The sequence below is a fragment of the Bordetella avium genome, assembly GCF_034424645.1.
Lineage (GTDB): Bacteria > Pseudomonadota > Gammaproteobacteria > Burkholderiales > Burkholderiaceae_B > Bordetella > Bordetella avium.
Window position 1 is genome coordinate 642,181 of record NZ_CP139969.1, and the last position, 19,315, is coordinate 661,495.

The 19,315-nt window shown below is 58.5% G+C and carries 12 protein-coding genes and 1 pseudogene; 12 read left to right on the forward strand and 1 reads right to left on the reverse strand.

Going from position 1 to position 19,315, the window contains the following annotated elements; genetic code table 11:
• Positions 1–128 precede the first annotated feature (128 nt).
• The 7 genes from U0029_RS03015 (at position 129) to U0029_RS03045 (ending at position 11,117) form a co-directional block, all read left to right on the forward strand.
• Positions 129–1,742: a ShlB/FhaC/HecB family hemolysin secretion/activation protein gene (locus U0029_RS03015; RefSeq protein ID WP_114852947.1), complete on the forward strand. Its 1,614-nt coding sequence runs from the start codon at positions 129–131 to the stop codon at positions 1,740–1,742.
• A 129-nt stretch (positions 1,743–1,871) separates the two neighbouring features.
• Entirely contained in the window at positions 1,872–2,504 is a 633-nt protein-coding gene (gene pdxH, locus U0029_RS03020; protein WP_114852944.1) for a pyridoxamine 5'-phosphate oxidase, read from the forward strand.
• A gap of 6 nt (positions 2,505–2,510) precedes the next feature.
• Positions 2,511–3,014, forward strand: a complete 504-nt coding sequence (locus tag U0029_RS03025; RefSeq protein WP_114852945.1) for a flavin reductase family protein — start codon at positions 2,511–2,513, stop codon at positions 3,012–3,014.
• 4 nt (positions 3,015–3,018) lie between these two features.
• Positions 3,019–4,128, forward strand: a complete 1,110-nt coding sequence (locus U0029_RS03030; protein WP_114852946.1) for an NAD(P)/FAD-dependent oxidoreductase — start codon at positions 3,019–3,021, stop codon at positions 4,126–4,128.
• Positions 4,129–4,156: 28 nt separating this feature from the next.
• On the forward strand, positions 4,157–5,011 hold the full coding sequence (gene purU / locus U0029_RS03035) for a formyltetrahydrofolate deformylase (protein WP_012418460.1): 855 nt from the start codon (positions 4,157–4,159) through the stop codon (positions 5,009–5,011).
• Positions 5,012–5,330: 319 nt separating this feature from the next.
• Positions 5,331–9,386, forward strand: a complete 4,056-nt coding sequence (locus U0029_RS03040) for a two-partner secretion domain-containing protein (RefSeq protein WP_115600667.1) — start codon at positions 5,331–5,333, stop codon at positions 9,384–9,386.
• Between the two features lie 81 nt (positions 9,387–9,467).
• Positions 9,468–11,117 carry a ShlB/FhaC/HecB family hemolysin secretion/activation protein gene (locus U0029_RS03045; RefSeq protein WP_236824246.1) on the forward strand — a complete coding sequence of 550 codons (1,650 nt, stop codon included), beginning with the start codon at positions 9,468–9,470 and terminating at the stop codon, positions 11,115–11,117.
• A 12-nt stretch (positions 11,118–11,129) separates the two neighbouring features.
• On the opposite strand, the gene ggt is transcribed toward U0029_RS03045, so the two are convergent.
• A complete protein-coding gene (gene ggt / locus U0029_RS03050) occupies positions 11,130–12,869 on the reverse strand; it encodes a gamma-glutamyltransferase (RefSeq protein ID WP_114852688.1) in 1,740 nt (579 codons plus the stop codon).
• Positions 12,870–12,969: 100 nt separating this feature from the next.
• On the opposite strand from ggt, the gene U0029_RS03055 reads away from it, so the two are divergent.
• The 5 genes and pseudogenes from U0029_RS03055 (at position 12,970) to U0029_RS03075 (ending at position 19,313) form a co-directional block, all read left to right on the forward strand.
• The gene (locus U0029_RS03055; protein WP_114852689.1) at positions 12,970–13,866 is read left to right on the forward strand and encodes a LysR family transcriptional regulator; all 897 of its coding nucleotides are present in this window, start codon (positions 12,970–12,972) and stop codon (positions 13,864–13,866) included.
• A 155-nt stretch (positions 13,867–14,021) separates the two neighbouring features.
• Entirely contained in the window at positions 14,022–15,194 is a 1,173-nt protein-coding gene (macA, locus tag U0029_RS03060; RefSeq protein WP_114852690.1) for a macrolide transporter subunit MacA, read from the forward strand.
• Positions 15,191–17,158, forward strand: a pseudogene (locus U0029_RS03065) (MacB family efflux pump subunit). Before macA ends, U0029_RS03065 begins: the two are co-directional and overlap by 4 nt.
• Positions 17,155–18,504, forward strand: coding sequence for an efflux transporter outer membrane subunit (locus U0029_RS03070; protein ID WP_114852691.1), 1,350 nt, complete (start codon positions 17,155–17,157; stop codon positions 18,502–18,504). The pseudogene U0029_RS03065 and the gene U0029_RS03070 overlap by 4 nt, the downstream one beginning before the upstream one ends.
• A complete protein-coding gene (locus tag U0029_RS03075) occupies positions 18,504–19,313 on the forward strand; it encodes a tRNA threonylcarbamoyladenosine dehydratase (protein WP_114852692.1) in 810 nt (269 codons plus the stop codon). The genes U0029_RS03070 and U0029_RS03075 overlap by 1 nt, the downstream gene beginning before the upstream one ends.
• Positions 19,314–19,315 lie beyond the last annotated feature (2 nt).

Below are 19,315 nucleotides of genomic sequence, written 5' to 3' on the forward strand. Positions count from 1 at the left end.
CCTGGGTTACAAGTTTGTAAATGCCGTGATTAGAATTGGGTGTCAATTTGCATGCTGATTGCATGGGGCTTTTAATGTGTTATTCGCCCAGTCCGCGAGCGGTGTTTTTCGGGATTGGACTTGCCAAAATGATGAAGGGGTTTATTTTGAAAGCCCGCCTTGCTATCTTGATTTCTCTGTTTATTTCCACCCCAGGCCAGACTCAAAGTATAGGGAATGAGATTAATCGTGTCATTCAGGACGCAGCCGAACGCAGTGTGAACCGAACCCAACAGGCCACAGAGCGGGCAGAGCAGGCCTACAACAGCGTTAATGTTGAGACGATATCCAGTATTGATCCGCAAGCCTTGTACGGCGTTGTGAATACCTATAAGGGGCCCTGGAAGACGCCCAAGTACGGACCCGTTGCCGTAGACATGCTCGGTTCAAGTTGGCTGAAAAAGCAGGGAAATTTGAGCCGGGATGACCTATTGAAAACGATAGCCAATCGCTTGATTCAGGATGGCTATATTTTTTTCCGCATCAGTGTTGTGGATAACGATGGGCCGCAGCTTGAGGTTGTTCCTCTTGAGGTTAAGCTGATCGATAACGGTCTGCAATTGAAAAATATTATTCAGATAAAGCCAGGAAGTTTCTTTAAATTAAGTCAATTGCAGATTGCTTTGTTTCAGCTCAATAATAAGGGGGAGTCAAGCTATAAAGCTGACATAGCAAATATCGATGATGTGATATACCTCTCGTTTACCGAGCAGCGGCGTTCGGCGGTCACCACTATTTTAAATATAAATAATTACGACAAGCGCGATATGTACGGCTACACGGGTACCGCGTCTCTCTTGGCCAGCGATTTGCTGAATCTGAATGAGAGCCTGGGCCTGAGCTATACCGGTAACATGGCGACTGTCGATCAGAGGAGTTTTTCGGCCTATAACGGATTCCTATCTGTCCCTGTGCTGGGATACGATCTGTCGTTTGTGTATGGCCAGTCTTTCGACCGTAATCAGCTCGATTTGCTGCAATCCACCTTGAAGGCGACAAGAAAAACCGAAAACTACGGTGTAGGAGTGAAATCAAATTTCATATTCCCAGATGGCAACACGCTGGGCAGCGTCGGGGCCTTGCTTTACCGCAACAACTCCCGGTTCAGAATTTACGATACTGATATCGCCGCACAGACGTACTCATATCGCGCTGCGGAGTTTTCGGGGAACGTCTCTTATCGTCGTTCATCGTTGTATGCCAGCGGCCAGGCGTCGCTGACCCGTTCGTTTAGTTATTCGAACGGTGATGCGTTCACCATCCTGCGCACGCATGCCGAAGTTGGCGATCGCTTGCCTCATCAATTCCGTTATCGTGTGAGCGTCAATACTCAGAATCGGGTGGGAGGGGCATCCTTGCCTTCCTCCGAGTTGTTCTACGCCGGTTCCCCAACCCGTGTGCGCCTGCCTTTTGATTTTGAGCCCCTCGCCGGTGAGCGGGGCTTTAACGTGTCAAGCACTCTGTCGTACGACACGGTTTATTCAGGAATTCACCGTGGTTGGGTTGCGATCGGCGCTATCTCGCCATTTGTTGGCCTGGATTACGGTCGGACAAATGTGGGATATGCATCGACGGCCAGTGTCGGGCTGAATATCGCAATGGGCCAGAACAACTTGCAGCTATATATCCCCAAGGTGTTGTCGACCAGTGCAAGCGGTCGAGGTTCCAGCGGCGTTTTCCTGACGCTGCAAGCTCAGTTCTAAAACGGACCTCGCTGTTATTGCGCCAAACGCAGTCCTGATGCGCTTTCGCCACTCGGCTTGGGCAATTCAAGTTCAAGACGCGAGGCGGTACACTGGCGGTATTCACTCTACTTGAGAGAGCCTACCGCCATGTCCGTTTCCGATCTGCGTCAAAGCTATGAAAGAGGCGTCCTGCTGGAGCAGCAGGCCGCCGCAACGCCGATAGATCAATTTGCATTGTGGTTTGATGAGGCTCAGGCAGCTCAAGTGCCTGAGCCCAATGCTATGACTTTGGCAACGGTCGATGCTTCGGGGCAACCGTCGGCACGTATCGTTCTGATCAAGGCGTTTGACGCCCGTGGTTTTACGTTTTTTACCAATTACACCTCGCGCAAGGGTGAAGACTTGCTCGCCAACCCGCGCGCCGCATTACTGTTTTTCTGGCAAGCGCTGGAGCGCCAGGTGCGCATCGAGGGCGTGGTTGAGCGGGTGTCCGCCAACGAGTCGGATGCCTATTTCCACAGCCGGCCGGTCGGTTCGCGCATTGGTGCCTGGGCGTCAGAGCAAAGCCAGCCCATTACCCGCGAGGCGCTCGAAGCCCGTGAGCGTGATTTCAAGGCCCGTTTCGGTGATACGCCGCCGCGTCCGCCGCACTGGGGAGGGTACCGTTTGGTTCCGACCTATTTCGAATTCTGGCAAGGCCGGCCCTCGCGCCTGCATGACCGTCTGCGCTATCGCCCAGACGGCAAACAAGGTTGGGTGATGGACCGCCTCTCGCCCTGATTCCGCATGTCTACATTAGCTGAATTTGATGCTGCATTTTTCCGTCAGGCTTTGGGCCGCTTTGCAACGGGTGTGACCGTGCTCAGCACCTTTGGCCTGTCGGGCGAACGCATTGGCCTGACCGTCAGTTCGTTCAATTCTGTCTCGCTGGAGCCGCCTTTGGTGCTCTGGAGTCTCAGTAAGAGGTCCTCTTCACTTGAGGCCTTTCAACGATGCGAACGCTATGTCGTCAATGTGCTGTCCGCAGAGCAGATCGCGCTGGCGCGTCATTTCGCCACCGGCTTGACCCATGAACGCTTCACGGGCCTGCCCGAGGTCTACGCGCCCTTTGGCACGCCGCGTCTCAATGACCGCAGCGCCGCCTGGTTCGAATGCCACAATCGCAGCCAATACGAAGAAGGCGACCATATCATCATGGTTGGTGAAGTCCTGGCTTGCAGCCATAGCGCGGAAGACCCGCTGGTCTTTCATGCGGGTGGTTTCGACCTGACCCCAGCCCGTCAAACCTGAAATCATGAGCACGGATATCGATTGCATCGTCATTGGCGCCGGCGTTGTTGGCCTGGCCATCGCTCGCGCATTGGCGCTGTCAGGCCGAGAGGTTCTGGTCGCTGAAGCCACCGAGGCCATCGGCACTGGCACCAGTTCGCGCAACTCCGAAGTCATCCACGCCGGCATTTATTACCCGGCCGGGAGCCTGAAGGCGAGGCTATGCGTGCGCGGCAAGCATCTGCTGTACGAATACTGTAGCGAGCGTGGTATCGCGCATAGCCGCCTTGGCAAGCTTATCGTCGCCACCTCAACCGACGAGGCGGCAGGCCTGGAAGGTATCGCGGCCCGCGCGGCGGCCAATGGGGTGGATGATCTGCAAGCGCTCACGGCGGCGCAGGCCCAGGCCCTGGAGCCCGCTTTGCGGTGTACCGCCGCTTTGTTGTCGCCGTCGACGGGCATCGTCGATAGTCACGCACTCATGCTGGCCTATCAGGGCGAGGCCGAGAATGCGGGCGCGCAATGCGTATTCCATACACCCATGCTGGCCGCGCGCGTGGTGCCGCAAGGCGGCTTCGATGTGGATTTCGGCGGCGCCGAACCCATGACCTTGCGTTGCAATGTGCTGATTAACAGCGCGGGCCTGCATGCGCCCACGCTGTCGCGCCAGATCGAAGGCTTGCCGGTATCGAGCATTCCTGCCGAGTATCTGTGTAAAGGCAGTTATTTCACGCTGATGGGCCGCGCGCCTTTCAGACGCCTGATTTATCCTGTGCCGCAACATGCCGGCTTGGGTGTGCATTTGACGCTGGACATGGGCGGGCAGGCCAAGTTCGGTCCGGATACCGAGTGGATAGAGCAGGAAGACTACACCTTGCGTCCCGAACGCGCCGATGTGTTCTACGAGGCGGTGCGCCGTTATTGGCCGCAATTGCCGGATCTGGCGCTGGCGCCCGGTTATACAGGCATTCGGCCTAAAATCTCCGGCCCGAATGCGCCCGCCGCCGACTTCATGATTTCCGGTCCTGCTGATCACGGGATACCCGGCTTTGTGGGCTTGTACGGCATTGAATCGCCCGGCCTGACCTCCAGCCTCGCGCTGGCCGAAGAAACCCTGGCCCGACTGGGCTCCTGACTGATACTGTTTTCGCGTCCACACGTATATGCAGCACAACGATTACATCCTGACCCTGTCTTGCCCTGACCGCACCGGCATCGTTTATCGCGTCAGCGGATTGTTGTTTGACTTGGGTTGCAATATCCTCGACTCGCAGCAATTCGGTGACGAGGAAACCGGCCGCTTCTTCCTGCGCGTGCATTTTGATTTGCCGGCTTCCGTCAGCGCAGCGTCGCTGCGCGAGCGCTTCGGCGCATTGGCGGGCAATGACGGCATGGATTGGCAAATCCACGATGCGCGCCGTAAAGCCCGCTTGCTTATCATGGTCAGCAAGCAGGGCCATTGCCTGAATGATCTGTTGTTCCGGGTGAGTAGCGGCCAATTGCCTGCCGAAGTGGCAGCCATTATCTCCAATCACAACGATTACGCTGGTCTGGCCGCATCTTATGGCATTCCTTTCCATCATCTGCCCGTCACGGCCGACACCAAGGCCGAGCAGGAAAAGCAGGTGCTGGACATCGTGGAGCGCGAGCGTATCGATCTGGTGGTGTTGGCGCGCTATATGCAGATATTGTCGGCTGATCTGTGCCGCGCACTGAGCGGCCGCGCCATCAATATCCATCACAGTTTCTTGCCCAGCTTCAAGGGGGCACGTCCTTACCATCAAGCCCATGCGCGTGGGGTGAAGCTGATCGGTGCGACTGCCCATTACGTCACATCGGATCTCGATGAGGGTCCGATTATCGAGCAGGATATCGAGCGTGTTGATCACAGCATGACCGCACAAGCGCTGACCCAGGTGGGTAGCGATGTCGAATCGCTGGTCTTGTCGCGTGCTGTGCGCAGTCATGTCGAGCACCGCATTTTGCTTAACCGTAACAAGACGGTGGTATTTCGCTGATACGCGTGATCGCCAGCTTGCCGACCGCCCCACAGGCGGTTTTTTTATGGTTGCTCGTATCGTGTGGAAGAACCTAGGTGATTGAGGCTAGGGAGTATGAGCGAGGTCGCAGGGGCTGCGTGGGTCATCCAGGCTTTCGTAATTTAGGTACAAGCCAGAAATTATTGATATCAATTTCAATTTATTAAATTGATTTGTAGTAAGTGGGGGTGGCGATTGGGTAGGTAGTCTTAGTCTTTGTTTTTGCGGTTTTTTGTCTGTATTTTGTTGGTATAGATATTTATTCGTCACCTCCGAATAAATTCTGAGATTTGCCATCATGACAAACTACTCTTGCCTGAGTTCGCGCAGCTCTATTCTGTTTTTATGGTTATGTGCAAGTCCTTTGGCCTACGGGCAAGTCGTTTCGATTAACGGGGCAGGGGTGGCGCCAGTGGGCTCGGCAACCCTGATCAATATTAATCGCCCCGACGCCAACAAGGCCTCGTATAATCAGTTTTCCAGCTTTGAAGCCCTGGGCGTTGTTTTGAACAACGCGACAAAAAATACAGACACAAAATTGATCGGCGGGGTAAAACGCAATGAGGCCCTCGGCGGAACAAGCGCCAATCTTATTATTCTCGATAATATTGGCAATGCTCCAACCAAGCTGAACGGTCTGGTCGAAATCGCCGGGCAGGCGGCAGATCTGGTCATGGTCGGCAAAAATGGCGTCATTTGTAATAGCTGTGGGTTCATCAACACCAACAATCTGACGCTTGGCGCCGGCACCCTCTCGCGCAATGCCAGCGGCACCTATGAGTTGGACACCAACAGCGGCCAGAGCTTTATCAACATAACCGGGGCGGGCCTTAGCGCCCCTGACAGCAATGTCAACCTGGTTGCCGAGCAGATAAAGCTGCTTTCACCCATTTATGGCAAAGACGTCGCCTTCAATATCGTGCGCGGGGTGTATGGCATCGAGGATCGCACCACCCGCAGCCTGGGAGGGGCCTTCGACGCGGCACTGGGCGACTATGTGGGGGTGCCGAATGTTTTGGCCGATGGCGACATCACGATATACACCAATGCCCGGAAGTTGGACGTCACCAATCTTTCTTTGACCGGCACGGGAAATATATTCCTGAGCGCCGAGAGCGGCGCCATCGATGTGACATCGGGGCGCTGGATCGCCAATGGGACCATGGCCTTCGCTGCGGATGATCTGTCGATCAAAAAGACCAGCACCGACTCGCGTGAACTGAATATCGTCGCAAACAATCTTCAGACTTACGGTATGTTTTCCGTGGCCAGCGATATCGACATCAAGGCCCTGGATACGCAATTGGCCGCCTCCTCCTTCGACACGAAGAACGGCATGGTTGCTACGACGGACTCCCTCTCCATGGACTCGGTTACCGTTCGTGGAGATATGAGCCTGCTTGCTCAGAATGCGACCCTCTCCAGCGTCGATGCGCGTGGCGCGAAAGGCGAAATCAGCGCCAATCAGATTGCGATCAATGGCGGGCGTCTGGCCTATACCGGTTTTGATATCTCCGATTTCGATACGCTCGCCCTGAATCGGGGCACGCTCGAATCCGACAATCTTGTCGTCACCGCCCGTCCTAACGCAGATGTATCGCTGACCGGCGGCACACAGTTGATCGCCGACAAGCTGGAGATGAACAATATTCGGCAATTCAGCAATAGTGGAGACATCGCCCTGAGCCAGGATCTGGTGCTCGATCGGGCTGCGTCATTTCAGAACGAGGGGGGCATAGTCGCGCGCAACCTTCGCCTGTCCGATGTGACGGGAACCCTCAGCAACACCGGCAACATCAAGACCACCGGCGTCGAATTGACGAATGTCGCTGACGTGGAAAACTCGGGCCGCTGGAGCACCGACACCTTCGCCCTGGCGGGGACTAGCGGCGTATTTCGCAATGCCGGCGATATGACCGCCACTACACTGTCTGTCGCCAACAGCGGGGATGTTATTAACGCCGGAAAAATCAAGACCGGAACACTTGATATCAGCAATACCAATCGCTTCAATAATTTGGCGGGTGCTCAGGTAGAGGCAAGCACCGCTATGACGCTGGGCAGCCTGTCATCCTTTCTCAATCAGGGGCGTCTGGTCGCTCAGACGATGAATGCCAACAGCGTTGCCAGTATCGAAAACTCGGGCAATATCAACGTAAAAAATGGTGCCGTGCTTGCAGGCGGGCAGTTCTCCTCTCAGGGGAATCTATGGATAGAAAGCGGCACGGCAAGTTTTGCTTTCGATAACGACGTGACACTGACCGGCCAGGTGCGCGCCGCCTCGCTGGCGGTGGACAGCACCACCGCGCAATTGACCAATCTCGCTCTCAACGCAAACGATTTGCGGATCAACACTTCGGGCAAGACCACGCTGGACAATGCCCGTATTCAAACGGCGAACTCCCTGTCCATCACCGCCGATACGGTCGAGGCTAGCCGCAAAACCTTGTTGAATGCGCCGACGCTGACAGTCAAGGCACGCCAGCAGGCTTATGACGACGTCGAACTGTCGGGTAATGATGTGGCTTTGCGCGGCAGTCGGGACGGCACAGGCCTCATCGCCTTGAGCAAGAGCAGAATTCAGGGCATCGACACCTTGGCGCTGGGAACGACGGATACGCTGAACATAACGCAAACCGATGTGTCGGCGGCAGACATGCAAGCCAGCGCAGTGGGGCAGTTGAATATCGATGCGCTGTCCAAGCTGGCGATGGGATCTGGACAGTTCACGGATATCGCCCAGCTTACCCAATCAGGAAACGTGAGCGCCGACGCCCTCGTACTAAAACAAATCCAGACCCTGGACAATAGCGGAACGATTCAAGCCAAGAACAATGCCGAAGTCAGCTCAATAAATACGCTGAATAATTCGGCCAGCGGCGTGATGGCGCTGAAAGCCACGACAGGGCAAGGCAACGGCACGATCACCAATGCGGGACAGCTTGCCGTCGATTCCGGCCGCTTGCAGTTCGAAAACTGGACGAATCAAAACCTGCTTGTCGGGACCAATGCAACGCTTGAATACACCAACTTCGTCAATCAGGCGGGAGCGGTGCTGGGCGGCTTGGGTGAACTGACCGTGGCGGCCTCGGCCGGCACGAATGGCAGCTTCAGCAATTCGGGCCAGATAGACGCCGTGCAGGATCTGGCGCTCTATGGCCGCAACATCGACAACAAGGGCGCCATCCAGGTGGGCCGAAATCTGCAACTGGGACGCCAGAGCGCCAGCGACCCCGCCTTCGTCAGCTTTAAGAACTATGCCGGACAGGGCAGCGTTACGGTAGGCCGGGACTTTAGCGCGCGGGTCGATAAATTCGACTCGGCGGCGACATTCAGCACCCAGACCGACAACAGCAATTCGACGATTTACGCGCCCAGCGGAAGGTTCGGCGTCCCCTGCGCCGCCAATGGGATTGGCTCCTGCCGCGATGGATTTAATGTCGCAGAAGGCGCGACCCTGGTCTGGTACGGCTCGGGAGGATTTATTCCTGTATTTGGAAGACTTGGCCGTGACGGTGCGACGGTGCAGACAACCACGGTAACGGTCACACCCGGCACCTACCAGGATGCGCCTATCAGGGTAGGCGGTAATTTTGACGCCAGAGGGCGGGCAAGCAATGCAAGCTTCAATAGTTACGCCGCCACGTTGGATGTGGCAGGCAACGCCAACATCACGGGTTATGCCAGCAAAAACACCAATGCGTTTGAGGCAACCTCTCGTGATCAGATTCAGTTTTTCACGGATGAATACAAATGCTATAGCGATGTCGCTTGCGTCAATCCCGGTGGCAATAACCAATATGAAGGGCGTGTAGCCAATTATGCCGGCCTGACGCCAACCGATACGACGACAGTGACTTCCAGAACAGGTGGGCTGCGTACAGTCGCCTTATCCGCTCCTACACCCTCAGTGTCCGCCGTATCGGCATCCGCACCGGTAGTAGTGTTGCCGACGGATTTGATCGTCGACCCGGATCTGAGCGGAACCCGAAATGTATCTCCGGTAGCGCCAGCGGCCGTGATTACGCCGCAGCCCTCCGGGACCATCGTGCCTCCGACAACGCCTCAACAGGAGGTCAAGGTCAGCGCATCGAACTTTGTGTTTCCGACGATTCCCGGCGAATTGCCGGCCAGCGAGAAATTGCCGGTCATTTCAGATAATGAAGAAGCCGCGTTCGATACGATCAATCCTGTAATGATTCGGCAGGATACTCGCGCCCGCTCTTGTTTTGGAAGTACGCAGGGCTTCGATGAGACCTCTTTAATGGAAAACACCGAACTGACTCAATCTCGATGTGATGTCCGGTTGTATGTAAACACCAAGAAAACCAGTCTGCTCCCAGTGCTTAGATAGCGGATTATTTTTCCTGCTTGGTGGCAAGTTAGCCATATGCCAGAGCACTTCATGCTGGCTCATTAGCGATATTTGTTCTTGGTGATTTACATTCCATTAAGGAAGAAAATGTTTAATAAGAAATCTCGACTTTTTTTGAGTTTTATCGGTTCGGTCGTTTCCTTGCCCGGCTTTGCTGAGGGCGGTGTCGGCGACATCGGCCGTGTGATCAATGAGTCGGTGGAGCGCAGCATCGAACGTACACAGCAGGCGAGAGAGTTGGCTCAGTCTGTTTTCGAGGGAAAGCGTCTGGGAACAATACAGGACATCGATCCGGCGCTGCTTTACAGCGTGGACAATCAGTACCAGGGAGTTTGGAAGCCCCCTCTTTTTGATGAAAAAAGCCAGGAGATGCTGGGGGTGCGGTTTATTGCGCGTAACAGCGATATGCCGCCGGATCTACTAATCAAATCTATTGCTCAGCGCATCATTGACCGGGGCTACGTATTCTTCAAGATTGTTGTAGCGCCTGACAGGGATGGGGGTAGGCCCTTGATCGTTTTGCAGCCGTTGGAGGTGAAATTTCTTGATCACGGCCTACAACTGAAAAATATCATCAATATCAGGCCGGGAGATTTTCTTAGCTATGATCGCCTGAAGCTGGCTCTGTATCAATTGAACCAGAAGGGCGAGTCTTCCTATACGGTAGATGTGGCAAATGTTGATGGCGTAGTTTATGTGTCTTTTAAAGAGCAGCGCCGTTCAAAATTAACTACCTATCTGAATATCAATAACTATTCTAAGAAAGATCTGTATGGCTACACCGGTACGGCGAGCCTGCTGGCCAGTGACCTCATCAATTTGAACGAGACACTTGGCTTGTCGTACACCGGCAACATGGCGTCTGTAGATGCACGAAAATTCGAGTCGTTCAGTGGGTTTTTCAGTGTGCCTATCGGTAGATTTTCATTCGGGCTGGACTACGCGCACTCCACAGACAAGAACTCCCTAAGTCTGGCCAATTCGTCATTAGCCGCCCAGCGGCGGACGGAAAATTATGGTCTATCTTTGAAATATAATTTTTTGTGGCCCATCGCGGATGCGCTGGGTACAAGCGGTGTTCGCTTGTACAGAAATAACTCGAATTTCGACATCAACTCCACGCCTATTCTGGCGCAGACTTATAGCTATAGGGCCGCCGAAGCCTTCCTGCAAGCGCAATACCGATCTGGTGTCCGCGTTGCTAACGCATCGGTGTCGGTGTTGCGGTCGCTTAGCAGAGGCGACCCTTTCAGCATTGCGCGTGCGCATCTCGAATACGGTGACCGAGTAAGCGAGAGTCTCGCCCCGAATTTTAGATACCGGATAAGCGGCAATGCCCAGAGCCGCATCGGCAGCAATGACCTGCCTTCGTCTGAGTTGTTCTATCCCAATGCCTCGACGCGGACACGTGTGCCATTTTCGTTTTCGACCATGGCAGGTGAGCGGGGTTTCAATATATCGAGTACCTTGTCATATGACAATTTGTACTCTGGATTGCATCGTGGCTGGGTTGGCGTCGGTGTGATTTCGCCTTTTGTGGGCCTGGACTATGCCCGTTCGGACAGCTTGTATGTCTCGTCGGCCAGCATCGGTTTGAACCTCTCGATGGGGCAGAACAGCTTTCAGATGTATTTCCCGAAAGTCTTGTCCACCAATGCTGGCCGTCAGGACAATGCCGGCGTGTTTCTCACGCTGCAAGCGCAGTTTTGATGCGGCGCTAGATCAACGGCCCAGCACCACGCCTTCGCGGCGTGGATCGGCCCCGCCTTCGAGGCCTTCGGGCGTGATGGCGATACCCTGCACGCCACTTGGGAAATCGACGAATTTGATGTCATGGCCCATGGCTCGCAGACCTGGCGCAAGGGTTTGCAAGGCGGTGCCTTTTTCAAGCTCGGTGCCCTTGTTGCGGCTGCCCATGTTGGGCAGGTCGATGGCGGCCTGGATATCCAGGCCGCCATCGATTACGCCGACCAGGGTTTTGGCGACATAGTTGATGATGGCGCTGCCACCCGGTGATCCCAAGGCCAGCCAGGGCTTGCCCGAGTTGAACACAATCATGGGCGACATTGAGCTGCGCGGCCTTTTGCCTGGCTCGATACGGTTGGCCACCAGGCGGCCGTCGGTGTCGCGCCATGAGGATGAGAAGTCCGTCATTTCGTTATTGAGCAGAAAGCCATGAACGAAGATCTTGCTGCCGAAAGCTGACTCGATGGTTGTGGTCATGGACACAACGTTGCCTTCATTATCGACGGCGACCAGATGGCTGGTCGAGGGCACCTCGAAGGCGTCGTCGGCGGCGCGCTGCGCCAGCAATTTGGCCGGATCGCCAGGCAGGGCGAGTTTCATGGCGTGCTCGGGCTGAATGAGCGCCGAGCGTTCGCGCAGATAGTCGGGCCGCAGCAGGGCGGTAACAGGCACGTTCACGAATTGCGGATCGGCAACGTAGAAGTCGCGGTCGGCAAAGGCCAGTTTGCCGCTTTCAGCAAAAAGATGCACCGTTTCCAGGGACTCTGCCCCATGCAGCGTAAAGGGCTGCAACTGCCCCAATATCTGCAATACCGCCAGTGGGCCGCTGCTGGGCGGGGGAGCACCGCAAAGGCGGTAGCCACGATAGCGGCCGCAAATGGGCTCGCGCCGCAAGGCGCGGTAGTTGGCGAGATCGGCTTCGCTGAGGTCGCCGGGCTGCGCGTGGTCGCGTACCGCAGCGACAATGTCGTGCGCCACCTGGCCTTGATAGAAGGCGTCGGGGCCTTCGGCTGCAATGCGGCGCAACAGTTGTGCGAACTCAGGATTGCGCAGCCGGTGACCCACGGGCCAGGGTTGGCCCTTGGGGTCGAGAAAGTAGCGGGCTGCCGCGGGCTGGGCGGCGAGTTGTTCGCGCTCGCTAGCGATCAGGGTATGCAGGCGCGGCGATACTGCGAAACTTTCTTCAGCCAGCTCGATGGCCGGGGTGAACAGGTCGGCCCAGGGCAGCCGCCCGTGGTCGGCATGGGCCATGAACAGGCCGCGCAGCAGGCCCGGTGTGGCGACGGCGCGCCCGTTGTTGACCGCCTCGCTGAAAGGGATGGGCTTACCATCACGCAAAAAGCGGTCGGCGCGCGCTGCGGCGGGTGCGGTTTCACGGCTGTCATAGGTGACCAACTCGTGCGAGGCCTGGTCGTAATGCAGCATGAAGGCGCCGCCGCCGATGCCGGACGATTGGGGTTCGGTCAGGTTGAGCACCCATTGAGCGGCAATGACGGCATCGACGGCGCTGCCGCCCCGCGCCAGTATGGCCTCGCCTGCCTGGCTGGCTAGCGGATTGGCGGTGGCGATCATGTAGCGCTTCGCCTTGACCAACTGCTTGGTTTGGAGGCCGCTGCTGGCTTCGGGATTGATGTCCGCAGCCCATGAGGGGTTGGCAAAGGCTAGGGTCAGGCCCAACAGCAGGCAAGCAGACTTATTGGCAAAATATCGTGGCATCGCGGCTCCCCCGTTTGTTTCCCTAAAAACACAAGGGCGTCATATTAAGGTTGCTGCTTTGTGCCCACCGTAAAATCAGTGTTTTTTACCTTGTACCACCATGCGCCTGCGTCACATCGAAATATTCGAAGCCATTCGTCGCACCGGATCTCTGACCGAGGCGGCGGCCGCGCTGCATATTTCGCAGCCCGCGGCCAGCAAGCTGCTGGCCCATGCCGAGGCGCAACTGGGTTTCAAGCTATTTGAGCGGGTAAAGGGCAGGCTGATTGCCACGCGTGAGGCCGATATCCTCACGCCGGAGATCGCGCGGCTGAATCAGGACCTGAACAGCGTGCGCCGTTTGGCCGCCTCGTTGCGTGAGAGCCCGAATGGCCATTTGCGTTTGGGTTGCGCGCCCGCGCTGGGTCTGGGTCTGCTGCCTGCGGCCGTGCGCGCCTGCCGGGACGCGCATCCTGGCCTGACCTTCAACATCCATACCTATCACAGCGCCGAGCTGGTGCAGGGACTGCTGACCCGTGAGCTGGATCTGGCCGTTACCTTTGACACCACGGAACATCCCGGTCTGTCGCGCAGCGAACTGGGTTATACCTCGCTGGTGCACCTGAGCCGTCAGGCGGGCGAAGGCCCGGCACGCCTGGCCGATCTGGCCCAGGATACTCTGATCGTGCTCGATGCGCGTGACGCCTCTGGCACCCTGTTGCAGGCGGCCCTGGATGCGCAGGGCTTGGCGCCCTCGGTAGCCATTCAGGTGCAGACGCACTATGTGGCTTGCGCCCTGGCCGAAGCGGGCTGCGGCCAGGCCATTGTGGACGCCATCACGGCACGCGCCATGTTGCGGCCTGGCATGATGGCGCGTCCGCTGGACCCTCCCTTGCGCGTACCTATCGGCATCCTGACGCGCAGCCGAGATCCGCTGCCGGCGCTCTATCAGGATTTTGTCGACCATCTGCGGGCGCATTGCCACGCGCTTGACGAGGCGGGTCCCCCCACGGCTTGAGGGACGTTTGCCGAAAGTGTGGCTGTCATTTCGCCTGGGATAAGATGCCAGCGGGCGGCGCCTGGTTTCCTGTTTGCCGGCCCGGAACGTAGAATGCGGGCTGCTCGAAGATAAAAATTCTTCTTATTTTCAGGAGTCTGGTCCCAAGGATGTCGATGAAAGCAAAAGTCGGCCGCATCAAGCCTTATGTCTGGATCGCCCTCGGTCTGTTGATTGCCGCCTTGTTGATCAAATGGCTGTTTTTCCCCAGCTTGCCTGCACCCGCTTACGCGACAGCGGTCGTCAAGCGTGCCGACATGGAGGACAGCGTATTGGCCAGCGGCACGCTGGAAGCCGTGCGGCAGGTCAGTGTCGGCGCTCAGGTTTCGGGTCAGTTGAAGTCATTGAAGGTCAAGCTGGGCGATGAGGTCAAGCAGGGAGAGTTGATCGGCGAGATCGACGACATGACGCAGCAAAATGATCTGCGCAATGCGCAGGCGGTGCTGGATGCGCGCCGCGCCGAGTTACGCGCCAAGCAGGCCACGCTCAAACAGGCTGAGCTTGCCTTTGCGAGACAGCGCAAGATGTTGGCGGCTGATGCCAGCTCGCGGGAGTCGTTTGAGAATGCCGAGGCGACGTTGAACGTGACTCGCTCGGATATTGTGGCCTTGCAGGCGCAGATCGCGCAGGCCGAGATCGAGGTCGATAAAGCACGTGTCAATCTGGGCTATACACGCATTGTCTCGCCGATGGACGGCAAGGTAGTCGCCGTGGTGACCAAAGAAGGCCAGACGGTCAATTCCATCCAGAGCGCGCCCACCATCATCAAGGTCGCTCAGGTTGGCACGATGACCGTCAAGGCGCAGATTTCCGAGGCCGACGTGACGCGTGTACGTCCGGGTCAGAAGGTGTATTTCACCATTCTTGGCGAGCCGGACAAGCGTTATTACGGTGTGTTGCGCGCCATTGAGCCGGCGCCGGATTCCATCCAGCGTGATGAGAGCACGGCCGCCCTGACGGGGAGCAGCACGTCAGGTTCGACTTCGGCGGCGGTGTATTACAACGGACTGTTCGATGTGCCCAACCCCGATGAGGTGTTGCGCATCGCCATGACCGCCCAGGTTTTTCTGGTGCTGGGCGAGGCCAGCCAGGTTTTGCAGATACCGTCTTCCGCGCTGGGTAAGCGCGGCGATGATGGCCGTTACACCGTGCGTGTGGTGTTGGGGCCAGAGGGTAAAACTGAAGAGCGGCAGGTGCGCATCGGTATGAACAACAACGTGATGGCCGAAGTGTTGGACGGTCTCCAAGAAGGCGAGCAGGTGGTTTCTGCCGAAGTGGCGGGCAGGTGAGCGAGCCGCTGATCGAACTGCGGGACGTCTGGCGCGAGTTCGCGGCGGGCGATCAGGTGGTCGCCGTGTTGCGCGAGGTTAACCTGAGCATCCAGGCGGGCGAGATGGTCGCCATCGTGGGCGCCTCCGGCTCGGGCAAATCCACCTTGATGAATATCTGGGCTGCCTGGATCGGCCTTCCAGAGGGGTCTACCGCGTCGATGGCCGTGAGACCGCCCGGATGGACCCTGACGAGTTGGCCGAGCTGCGGCGCGAGCATTTCGGCTTCATTTTCCAGCGCTATCACCTGCTTGCGGATTTGAGCGCGCAGGCCAACGTCGAGATGCCCGCGGTGTATGCCGGGATGGCGAGCGGGCCGCGCCATGAGCGGGCCGCCGCGCTCTTGCGGCGTCTGGGCCTGAGCGAGCGGCTGGACTATCGCCCTGGGCAGTTGTCGGGCGGTCAGCAGCAGCGTGTGAGCATTGCGCGTGCTCTCATGAACGGCGGGCGCATCATTCTGGCCGATGAGCCAACCGGCGCCCTGGATACCCAGACCGGCCAGGAAGTGTTGCGCATTCTCAAGGAGCTGAACGCGGCCGGGCATACGATTGTGCTCGTGACCCACGACATGAGTGTGGCGCGCCACGCGCGGCGCATCATCGAGATCAGCGATGGCCGCATCGTCTCGGATCAGGCCCGTCCCGATGCGCCGCCGCTTGACGCCCTGGCCGGCGATGAGGGGCCGGAAGCTCCCAAGCCCGCGCCGCAGCCGCTGCGCGCCTGGCTGGATCGGGGGAGCGAAGCATTGCGCATGGCTTTGCTGGCCATGAACGCGCATCGTTTGCGCACCTGCCTGACCATGCTGGGTATTATCATCGGCATCGCCGCCGTGGTGTCAGTCGTGGCGCTAGGAGCTGGTTCGCGGCAGATGATTCTCGACGACATCAGCGCCATGGGAACCAATACGGTCGATGTGCTGCCAGGCAAGCACTTCGGCGACGAGAAGGCCGCCTCGATACGCACGCTGGTGGCCGCTGACGTCGAGGCGCTGGCGCGGCAGCCCTATGCCGATAGCGTGTCGTCTGAGGTGACGACATCGGCCACGCTGCGCTACCGCAATGTGTCGGTCAATGGAACGGTGCAAGGCGTTGGCGAACAATACCCGCGGGTGCGCGGTGTGCGCATCGCGCAAGGCCAGTTCTTTGATGCGGCTGCCGTCGCGCGGCGCGGCCAGGACGTGGTGATCGACAACAACACGCGCAAGGCGCTGTTCGGTAACCATACCGATCCCATCGGGCAGGTGATTTTCATCGGTGCAGTACCTGCCCGTGTGATCGGTGTTACCCGGCCGCAGGAAACGCTGTTCGGCAACGCCGATGCGCTGCATGTCTGGATACCCTACACCACGGCGCTCAGCCGTATTCTCGGCCAGCAGCATTTGCGCAGCATCACAGTGCGTGTCAATGACAACACGCCGCTCAAGGCGGCCGAAGCCGCCATTACCAAGCTGATGCTGCAACGGCACGGCGCCCAGGATTTCTTTGTGTTCAACACCGACACCATTCGCCAGACGGTCGAGCGCACGACGGCCACTTTGACGCTGCTGGTGTCCATGATTGCCGTGATTTCGTTGGTGGTGGGGGGGGGGTTGGCGTGATGAACATCATGCTGGTGTCCGTGACCGAGCGTACCCGCGAGATCGGGGTGCGTATGGCGGTGGGCGCACGCCGCAGCGATATCATGCAGCAGTTTCTGATCGAGGCGGTGCGGTCTGCCTGATCGGCGGGGTGCTGGGAATCCTGCTGTCGCTGTCTATCGGCGTCCTGGTGTCTCAGGCGACGCGAGGCGCCTTCCAGATGCTGTATTCCAGTGGTTCTATGGTGTTGGCTTTTGTCTGCTCCACGCTGATCGGCGTGGCCTTTGGTTTTCTCCCGGCACGCAGCGCGGCGCGCCTGGACCCCGTTGAATCGCTGGCACGAGAATGAAGTCTATCCTTATGCTCGGCGCGCCCCTGCTCTTGGCGGCTTGCGGCCTGATGCGCACGCCTTACCATCCGCCTGCCGAATGGCAATACGCGCCGCAAGCAACAGCGGCTTCTGGCGGCATGTGGTGGCGCAATTTCCAGGACCCGGTGCTGGACACCCTGGTCGAGGCCGCTTTGGCTCGCAACAATGATCTGGCGGTGGCGGCGCTCAAGGTGCGGCGCGCACAGTTACAGGCCGGCCTCGCGCAGGCTGACCTGCATCCGACGCTGAGTGGGACCGGCTCGTTTAACCGCAACCGTGCCCTCAATGGCGAGCGCGCCACCACCCGTAGCACCAACGTCGAGCTGGCGGCGAGTTGGGAACTGGATCTCTGGGGGCGCTTGTCGAGCGCCCGCGATGCGGCCGATTGGCAGGCCGCCGCCACCGAACAGGATAGGCAGAGCGCTGCTCTGAGCCTGATCGGTACGACGGCCAAGCTGTATTGGCAAACCGCTTTTCTTAATCAGCGGATGGCCAGCAGCCGCGAGAGTATCGCCTATGCACGGCGTACGCTGGAGCTGGTGCAGACGCAATACGAGGCAGGAGGCGCTTCCGGTCTGGAAATCGCCGAGGCGAAAGAAAATCTGGCCAGCCAGGAGGCCGCCTACACCGAACTGCAGCAGCAGAAGGTCGAGGCGGTCAATGGGCTGACCATTCTGTTCGATGGGCCGCCCGACCGTGTCGCCGCCGATCCGCAGCGCCTGCCGCAGGGGATGTTACCCGGCGTCGATGCGGGCTTGCCCGCCGGTTTGTTGGGGCGGCGCCCCGATCTGCGCGCTGCCGAGGCCCGTCTTCGCGCAGCGGTGGCGACGAGTGATGCGACCCGCGCCAGCTATTATCCCTCCCTCAGCCTGACGGGCGCCTTGGGTTCGGCCAGCAATTCCCTGGGGAATCTCCTTGCCAATCCGGTGGCCGCGCTGGGGTCGGGGTTGAGCCTGCCCTTTCTCAACTGGAATCAGATGCGGCTGAACCTTCGCATCGCCGAAGCGGATTACGAAATCCTGGTGGCGCAGTTCCGTCAGGCGCTATATCAGGCCATGGCCGATGTCGAAAACACGCTGTCAGCGCGTGCGCAACTGGCTCGCCGCGCTCGTTTGCTGGAGGCCGCCCTCGAGGCATCGCGCGATGCCGAACGGCTTTACGAAGTCCGCTACCGCGCCGGAGCCGTGGCGCTGCGCGTTTGGCTGGATGCTCAGGAAAAGCGCCGTAATGCCGAGATCGCCGTTGATGACAATCGCTTGCAGCAGTTGCGCAACCAGGTCGATGTGTATCAGGCCTTGGGCGGGGATGCCGCCGTGGGACAATAATGCCTATGAATCTGCCCGCTTCCTGCTCTATCGATACCGAACGCCGTTTCGGCGGTTTGTCCCGGCTTTATGGTCCCGATGCGCCGGCGCGGTTGCGCGCTGCGCATGTGGCGGTAGCCGGATTGGGCGGTGTGGGTTCCTGGACGGCGGAGGCGCTGGCGCGTTGCGGTGTGGGCGCGCTGACGCTCATCGATCTGGACAACATCGCCGAGTCCAACGTCAATCGGCAGATTCATGCGCTGACGTCCACACTGGGGCAGGCCAAGGTGGCCGCCATGGCCGAGCGCATCGCCGGTATCAACCCAGATTGCCGTCTGACATGTATCGAAGACTTTGTTGAGCCGGATAACCTGACCAGCGTGTTGGCGGGCGATTACGCCATGCTGATCGACTGCACCGATCAGGCTGCCGCCAAGATCGCCATGATTCTGCACGCCCGCAGCCGCAGCCTGCCCATGCTGTTGTGCGGCGGCGCGGGCGGCAAGACGGACCCGCTTTGCCTGCGTGCCGGGGATTTGTCGCAGGCCGTGAATGATGCGCTGCTGTCTAAGCTGCGCAACAAGCTGCGCCGCGAACACGGCTATCCTCGCGCCAGCGACGCGCATGGCAGGGCGCTCAAGCGGGTGCCGCGCATGGGGGTGCGCGCCTTGTGGTTTGATCAGCCGGCCATCTTGCCGGCAGCCTGGAAAGACGGCGCTGCGCCGCAGGGCCTGTCTTGTGCCGGTTATGGCTCGGTGGTGATGGTGACTGCCGCCATGGGTATGGCGGCGGCCAATGAGGCGGTGCAGGCGATTCTGGCCACGCCTTGAGC